We start from the raw sequence: 8,091 nt of genomic DNA on the forward strand, positions 1-8,091 counted from the left end.
GCGAGCGGGACGCTCGCACTACCAGCGGAAGATTACTGATAAAAAAAACCGCAGAGTCGCAGAGAACACAGAGAAAGGAAGTAAAGAGAGATAAGTAGTTTTAGAGTGAGATAGGAATAAGTACCAATTCCCCATTCCCAATTCTTTACATCCAAGTTCCCTACGAGCAGAATTTTTAAACGGAGGAATTAACCTTAAAACATTCAGATCGACACAAACTCATGACAATTTCCAAAAAAGTAGCAGATATCCTCTGGGTCGCAGCACAGAGATATTTAGATTCTTTACCAGAAGCAGAACGAAATCAAATTTTAAGTCTTGCAGCAAAAGATTGCGATCGCGCTGATACGGAACAAACTACTTCTGCAACTAATTCGTGAAAGATTGCGGTTAGTTCTTCCCTCGTAACTACTTCCCAAAACCCAAAGTGACTGGCAATATTACGCAAAACCTGGGTTCTACCGGCATCTGCAACTACATTTAATTCTGAAGTTTTGATCGTAGTTTCTAACTTTTGTTCTTTAATTTTTATTGTGCTGTTAAAATCAGGGTCGTTTAATTGTTTAAGTTTAAAAATTTGCTGCTGTAACTCTAGGATCTCAACTGGTATTTCTTCTGTGGTTTCAATCGGCATATTCTCGGCTATATTTTCAGCTTTTCCCTTTAAGGCTTGAATTGCAGCATCAATCGCACCTTCCAACCGAAAATAAGTCCGCACGCTGCATTTTTTTAGTTGACGCGGTTTTGGGTAAGCACCCGGACATTTTAAGTGTTCGTAGGTTTTACCGTTTACTTTTGTAGACCGCTTCTCCATTGTCGAACCGCACTCAGCACATTTACATAACCCAACCAAAGGATTGGTAACATACTTACGTCTACCGCAAGGATGGGTAGATAAAATTTGAATTATCTGTTGATGCTGTGCAACCGAGATAATTCCTTGATGCTCGGACTGTAATATTACTTTTTTCTCGTTATCAAATGCATAATAGCAAACCATACCGCATAATTGAGGATTGGATAGCCATCGACGGAATGAAGACACATCTCTAGGAAAATCTTCATATTTATACTTCCCAACCCGCTCTAGCCCGTATTTATCGGTTAATCTTCTAATGGTTTTAGATAATTCTCCCGATGCGATGAACATCTCTACACATAAAAGAGCAACTTCAGCATGGGTTTTATCTGTATCTCGATATTGCTTGGTATTCGGAACTACGCGATCGCCATCTTTAACAAAACCGAATACTGCTTGATAAATCTTTTTTTTCTCTTGAAAATATCGATGTCCTTGAATGGCATTATATCTATTTTTATCTCGAACCTGTGCAGACATCGCAGCTAATATTCTGCTAGTAAATAACCCTTCAGGAGTATCTAAATCTAAACTTCCACCATCGAGGAATACTAACTCAACTCCAAATTTCTGCAATTCCTGACGTGCAACTTCCCAACCTAACGCAGAGCGGGTAAATCTATCGAAACATGGCACAATTATTTGATCGACTTGGTGCGATCGCACTAATTCCAATACTTGGTTATATCCTTTACGCTTGTCACTAGCACCAGATTCTATGTCCCAATGAATTTGTTCTTCAGTTAATCCGTATTGTTTTAACCGCTCAATATAACGCTCTAGTCCATGACCTTCTGTATGCTGTCTTTGGGTAGAAACTCGACAATAACCCAATGCTCTTGACAAATCGCGCATAACCAATGTTTTCAAAGGATTTATCAAATAATATCAGATTTAACGGTTGTTAGCGAAACCGCCACATACAACGTCACCTAATACGTCGTAAGATACGAAATCTAAGTTTTCATTTCTTACTCAAAATCGTTATACAATATTTTTGTTTAGCCTGAACCTATTACAGCCATGTAAAAGCTTGTGCTGAACAGGCAAAAAAGTAAGGTAAGAGTAAGGTAAACATGAACAAAGATACAGGGTTTGCTGACTATCAGCCACTACCAAGCACAGACGGGTCATACTTCGGAATCAAAAAGCATGACGCACATAGAGAAAAATATATGCAAGAAGAATTTGAAAAGCAGTTTATTCAATTAAAAGAACGATTAAAGGCAGCTAATTGTAAAGCTAAGGTGACAAAGAACAACAATAGTTTAGGTTTGCAGGCAACACTTCCCCTTAAACCAGGTGACAAAGATAAAAAAGGTACTGGTACCAAACAGTATTTGATTTCATTGGGAATACCGGCAAATTTAGATGGGTTAAAAACCGCTGAGGAAGAAGCCTATGAATTGGGTAAGCTGATAGCGAGGAAAACTTTTGCATGGAATGACAAGTACTTGGGAGTCAAGAGTAAACAGAAACTAGAGGTGAAGACGTTTGGTGAGCTATTGGAAAAATTTGAGACTGAGTACTTCAAAAACCATAAGCGCACAATCAAAAGCGAACACAGTTTTAACAACTACTTAAAAGAGTTAAAAAGACGCATACCTCTAGAAAAACTAGCAACATCCGATAATCTTTTACAAATACTTAATATTACCGAACCAGAAAGCTATCCCAGACGAAATTTGGCTATTTCTATATCGATATTCGCCAAGTATTTTGACATAGATATAAATGTAGCGGAGTATCTTAAACGACCGAAGGCACAAAAAAGGAATATCCCTAGCGATCGTCAAATAGAAGCAGCATATTTAGGATATGAACAATATGCAAACGGTAGGCAAAACCGAGGAATTAAAAATAGAAAATTTGAAGATAACTGGAAAATATATCGGTGGATATATGGGATGTTAGCAACCTACGGGTTAAGACCGCGTGAGTTATTTTTACGTCCTAATATCGAATGGTGGTTAAATACACAGAATATTAATAATACATGGAAAGTAGATGAATTAGCTAAAACTGGAGAAAGAGAAGTTTTACCATTACATGAAAGATGGATTGAGCTATTTGATTTAAAGAATGAAGAAATATTAAAAGCAGTTGCAGAATATTTTACAGATTCAATCTCTTACAAAAGGCTTAATTCCAACAAATTAGCTAATTGCAACTGGTTTAAAAAAGCAAAGTGTGGTTTTACTCCCTACGATTTGCGTCACGCTTGGGCAATTAGAGCGCACTTAATGGGTATACCAATCAAAGCTGCATCAGATAATTTGGGTCATAGCGTGCAGATGCATACCTTAACTTATCAAAAGTGGTTCTCACTTGATAATCGTAAAAGTGCTATTGATACGGCTACTGCTAAACAGGACATGATGAAAGTACTTGAAAATAAAGTCAAGCAATTAGAACTAGAGAATGAAACATTAAGAATAACAGTCAAACGCTTAGAGTTAGAAAAGCAAGTTAAAAAGTGATTTTACCGAAAGGGGTTGTGTATTTTTAAAGAGATATATAACTATACAATTCCTTTGTTTACAATTATGTATTTTCGCTTAAAATCATGACTATTCAATCAAGTGCAAAAAAGGATAAAAATAAGATAAAAGTAAATGTGGTTTATGTAATTTGTTTTTGTAAAACGCTTTGCTAAACCCTTTTTTATTGATAACAACAGCAGTTATTTAATCTAAAGATAATGTAAAGTGTAAGTCAGTTGCTCTAATGATTGCCATTCAAGAAACCTACCGTTTCTATTATCAAATCTAAGTCTTGATACGCGCCATTTTCTTCCAAGAAGTTAATGGAGGTGATAATACCACGACCAGCACAACCGACACCAGGCTCAGGACCACCGGATTCAACGCAGCGTACACCGCGATATCCTTCGAGCATTACTTCTTCAAGTTCTAAATCTTCTACTGCACCGCGCTCAGCAGCCAAGCTAAGTACGGTTGTTTGTGCTTTGGAGTGGAGCATCAAACGGGTGGTAGTGTATTATTAAAGTATACATAAGAAACTAAGACTAATGAAAGTAGGCTACGTAAGGGTTTCAACACGCGAGCAGAGCGATACAGATGCTTTAGAGCAACAAACTGCGAGAATTAAAAAAGCAGGTGCAGTGCGAATCTTTTCCGATATTGAAAGCGGAAGAAGCGACAAGCGATCCCAGTTTAATCAAATGTTGGAATTATGCCGTACTGGAGAAATATCCGAAATTATTATCACAAGAATAGACAGATTATCCCGCTCGGTTATTTCAATTCACAAAACAGTCTCTCTCTTTGAAGAGTTAGGAGTTAAACTGAACATTCTTGACGCACCAATTGACGATCCAAATTCACCTTTCGGCTGGTTCTCCATCTCTCAAATGGGGCAATTAGCGGAATTTGAAAGTCGCCTTCTCAGTTCCAGAATTAAGCACGGTTTCGATTATTTTCGCGAACAAAAGAAAGCAGCACCTACTCCTCCATTCGGTTATGCCAGAGTTAATGAAAAATATGCGCTAGACGAATCTATTAACGAAAAATCGGACTTACCTGTATGGGAAGTTGCTCGTAAGATAATAGATTATTTTTTACAGCCAAACGCAACCACTCGCGGCACAATAAACTATGCGTCGGCATTCTTTGACAAAAATTTTACTCAAGCGGGATTCCGATACTGGATTCAAAATCCTACCTTGCGGGGACACACTGCCTACAATATGCGGAAAAACCAGAACAATCCTGAAAAATGGATAATCCATGAAAATACTCACGAAGCTTTAATATCTGAAGAAACTTTTGAATTAATCCAACAACGTTTTCAAGATAATAGACGCAGGTATTCATATGGGCATCAACTTAGAGCCAAGCCATTGCCGCTTCAAGGTCAGATGTTTTGCGGATGCTGTGGATACAGGCTATTTATTAAAAAATCCGGAAAATACTTAACCTACCGAGTTCGCTGCAAGAAACGCGATACTTTGGGTGATAAATTTTGCAAAAACAAAATAGCAATCCGCTTGCAGGATGTCATGGAAGCAGTTGATACAAAATTAGTAGCACGCGCAGAAGAAATTGCTAATTATGCGAAAAAGGCGTTGTCTAAAAAGAAGAAAACACCTCCTGAAATAATTAAGTTGCAGCAGCAACTGGAAACTCTCAAAACTTTACCAAAATCCGAGATTATAGATGCAGCAATTAAGCAGACAAAACAAGAAATATTGAGGATTGAAAGGGAACAAGAAGTGGCAGGCAATCTTGGTAGAAAGCGTTTAGAGTTAGTACAAAGCTGCTTGAAAGACGCTGATTATTGGAAAGCTATTACTGAGGAAGAAAAGATTAGTATCTATCAGAAGCTGGTAGATAGCATAACAATCCTCAACGGAGAAATATTAGAAATTAAATTGCATTTCTGAGTCTGATATTTCTGAATTCCAATTTGAAATCTTCCTCGGTTAGCGACATTAAATGCTTCTTTTGTTCAAGAGGAAGATGTTTTATTTTGATGTAGCGATCGCAAGTTCTTAGCAAGATTTCTGCGACGGTTTCTCTTTGTGTCATTAAAATATAAATAATGTAGCTTTGGCTAAACAATACTACAGAATTATAGACAAAAAATCTGTTTAATGCGAACTTCATATTGACATTGTGTGTATAGTGTGCTGGGCGCGAAATATCAAGCAGTGGCAATGATGTTACAGCACATTTCATCTAAATCAGGTTACGATGAAGAAGTTTATCCAGAATTTGAAAATGAATTAAATTTCTTCATGAGTCAAGTAATAGTGCCAGATAATAAGGGGTGTGTCAATTGAGTTAAGAAGTAGAAAAACGCGAACCAAAGGTTATTTGTTTGTTAATTTTAACTACATCAAAGTATTAAGGCGTTGCCGGAAAACACTACAATAAGATAAGCCTGTAAAACAAGTTTTTATATGACCGATCTACTTCGCAAAGCAATTGCCGAAATTGAAAAGCTACCACAGGAAAAACAAAACGAGATCGCATCCCGTCTCTTAGCTGAATTGGCACAAGAATCAGAAGAATTGCTTTTAGAGCAGTTAGCAAAAACACCAGCAGTTGTTTGGTCTCCCTATGATGCACATGAAGCTGCTCAAAGCTTATCCGAACTTTTAGCAACACAACAAGATAATGCTTGAGGGTAAGCGATATTCTTTCATAGAAAAAAGGAACAGCCAGGGTATCCCTATAAATATGCCATATCTTCCACTAACGCTGAGCTATCATAACTGTTCTGTGGAAATTATAGGTCTACTAGATACAGGTGCAAGCGTAAATGTACTACCTTTTGATATTGGTTTGCAATTGGGTGCTGTTTGGGAAGAACAAACAACCATTGTCCCATTAAGTGGAAATCTAGCTAGGTCAGAAGCCCGTGGTTTGGTAGTGTCTGCTACCATTGACGACTTTGCACCCGTTTTACTCGCATTTGCTTGGACTGAATCTAGAGATGTTCCTTTAATACTCATAGGACTTACGCAACCGGCACATTTTCCTTGTAGGGTGCTGTGACACTTTGACTAATTTTTAACGTAGTAATGATGTTTGTAGTGTCACGCACCAGCCGAGTATTATGACAATTGCGTAAGTCCTGACTCAGACATACGAACTTTTTCAATGAGTTTGATGTCTGTTTTTATCGCTTTGATTTAGCTTTTGAGTTATGTCCAAGGCGAAAATAAGATTTTGGTATCAACCCAGCTAAGTAAAACCAAGGTAAAAAAAGAAGCCCCAGCATATCACTAGGGCTTCTTGATTACGGATTAATATTTTGCACCATTAGACAAATGTCTAAATTTCTTCAACCTTTAGACAGTGGGAAAATCAACTTTAACAATCATATCGTTATAGTCAAAATCACCACCGCCAGCTAAATCTTCGTAACCGAAGGTATTGTCACCAAGCAAGCGAATGTGGTCAACTCCATCGCTATTTGCTCCCAAGAATGAGAAGTAAACTTCTGCGTTGTTGTTGATTGCTTCATCTACAGTTCCATCTACAACCATGAAAGAAGCTAAAATACTTCCACCGCTCATATTCCCATCAATGGTAGATGTTTGCTGATTATCGGTTTGAAGCAAATCTAAACCTGTGATGCGGTTTGTCAGGGCTGCTTCTTCATATCCAGCATCACCAGGATTGAAGTCTGCTACACCATCACCGTTTGTATCAATTCCACCGTTGGTATCAACAACTTGGTAGAAACCAATCAAGTTATCAAAGGCTGCTTCTCGATGTACTTCAACGCTTACTGATACTGAACCTGTGACATCTGTTAAATCTATAAGTTCTTGTTGCGATTCTCCTTGTAATTGTGTACCAGGAGTAGGAACATCTTGAGTCAGTTGTACACTTAAATCTAAATTAGTGAAATCAGTACTACCTGCTTCATCTGACCAGTTTAATTTAAAGCCTTCTGTACCCAAGTCAGATACTTCTAAGTTGGAGGAATCGGAGAAGAATACGGGTAAGCTTGTGGTTCCGCTTTCTTCTAACTCAGCAAGTGCTGTATCAGTTGTACCGTTAGATACCAAATAGAAGCCCAAACGTGCGTCGGAATCAACTTCAAGTACCCGCTCAATATCTCCTAAGTCAAATCCAGTTGGACGGTCAGAAATTGCTGATAAGATAACTTGTGACCTTTGTAGCGCTGCTTGCAGATAACCGTCCGAACCAGGAGCATTACCATCAACGTTACCGTTTTCATCGTCTACAACAAATACACCAATCTCATTTACTTTTTCGGTGTTGTTGTTAGCTAATGTAAATTTGACATTGGTGGAATCTCCTCCATTCAAAGTAAATATTCCGTTATTACTTTCAGTATCAAACACAGCAGGAGAAACATCGTTAAGGTTGACGGTAATATCAGCAGTATTAGTTAAGCTACCTAAGTCTGTTGCTGTCACCTCTAAATTGAAAGTAGGTATAACTTCAAAGTCAAGGTCGTCAAAGTCATTAACGGTAATTGTTCCGGTGGAGGAGTCTATTGCGAAAGCTAGGTTACTATCTCCATCAGGGTCGATATTACCGTTGGCGATCGCAAAAGTTAGAGCTTCATTTTCGGGGTCAGTTGCGGTAATAATACCTACTTCTGTTCCGGAAGTGCTGTTCTCATCTACAGTGAAGGTGGCATCTTCAGCAGTTGGAGCTTCATTGACGTTGGTAACTGCAAGAGCGAAGTTTTTGCTGAAACTTTGACTTTCGTTACCATCGTCAGTG

General features: G+C 38.2%; 6 protein-coding genes and 3 pseudogenes. 5 read left to right on the forward strand and 4 right to left on the reverse strand.

Annotation, left to right across the window (positions count from 1 at the left end):
- Window positions 1-304 precede the first annotated feature (304 nt).
- Window positions 305-1,714, reverse strand: a complete 1,410-nt coding sequence (xisF, locus tag VB797_RS14230) for a fdxN element excision recombinase XisF (protein WP_323238340.1) — start codon at window positions 1,712-1,714, stop codon at window positions 305-307.
- Between the two features lie 39 nt (window positions 1,715-1,753).
- Window positions 1,754-1,822, reverse strand: a pseudogene (locus tag VB797_RS34975) (hypothetical protein); the annotation flags it as partial.
- Window positions 1,823-1,935: 113 nt separating this feature from the next.
- On the opposite strand from VB797_RS34975, the gene VB797_RS14235 reads away from it, so the two are divergent.
- A complete protein-coding gene (locus VB797_RS14235; protein WP_323238341.1) occupies window positions 1,936-3,339 on the forward strand; it encodes a site-specific integrase in 1,404 nt (467 codons plus the stop codon).
- 280 nt (window positions 3,340-3,619) lie between these two features.
- Here the strand turns inward: VB797_RS14235 and nifH are convergent.
- Window positions 3,620-3,853: pseudogene (gene nifH, locus VB797_RS14240) on the reverse strand (nitrogenase reductase); the annotation flags it as partial.
- A 37-nt stretch (window positions 3,854-3,890) separates the two neighbouring features.
- Here nifH and xisF (VB797_RS14245) point away from each other — a divergent pair.
- The 4 genes and pseudogenes from xisF (VB797_RS14245) to VB797_RS14260 all read left to right on the forward strand — a co-directional run.
- Entirely contained in the window at window positions 3,891-5,264 is a 1,374-nt protein-coding gene (xisF, locus tag VB797_RS14245; protein ID WP_323238342.1) for a fdxN element excision recombinase XisF, read from the forward strand.
- Window positions 5,265-5,507: 243 nt separating this feature from the next.
- Entirely contained in the window at window positions 5,508-5,663 is a 156-nt protein-coding gene (locus VB797_RS14250) for a hypothetical protein (protein WP_323238343.1), read from the forward strand.
- A 120-nt stretch (window positions 5,664-5,783) separates the two neighbouring features.
- Window positions 5,784-6,008 (forward strand): hypothetical protein, encoded by a 225-nt coding sequence (locus VB797_RS14255; protein WP_323238344.1) that lies wholly within the window; start codon window positions 5,784-5,786, stop codon window positions 6,006-6,008.
- Window positions 6,001-6,336 (forward strand): annotated as a pseudogene (locus tag VB797_RS14260) (retroviral-like aspartic protease); the annotation flags it as partial. The gene VB797_RS14255 and the pseudogene VB797_RS14260, both read left to right, overlap by 8 nt.
- Before the next feature lie 341 nt (window positions 6,337-6,677).
- Here VB797_RS14260 and VB797_RS14265 read toward each other — a convergent pair.
- Window positions 6,678-8,091, reverse strand: a 1,414-nt coding sequence (locus VB797_RS14265; RefSeq protein ID WP_323238346.1) for a DUF4114 domain-containing protein, incomplete at its 5' end; no start/stop codon positions are given.

It is taken from the genome of Rivularia sp. UHCC 0363 (assembly GCF_034931125.1).
Classification (GTDB): Bacteria; Cyanobacteriota; Cyanobacteriia; order Cyanobacteriales; family Nostocaceae; genus Rivularia.

Coding starts and splice junctions, on each gene's coding strand:
- xisF (WP_323238340.1), bottom strand. CDS start 1,714: ATGCGCGATTTGTCAAGAGCATTGGGTTATTGTCGAGTTTCTACCCAA.
- VB797_RS14235 (WP_323238341.1), top strand. CDS start 1,936: ATGAACAAAGATACAGGGTTTGCTGACTATCAGCCACTACCAAGCACA.
- VB797_RS14255 (WP_323238344.1), top strand. CDS start 5,784: ATGACCGATCTACTTCGCAAAGCAATTGCCGAAATTGAAAAGCTACCA.
- xisF (WP_323238342.1), top strand. CDS start 3,891: ATGAAAGTAGGCTACGTAAGGGTTTCAACACGCGAGCAGAGCGATACA.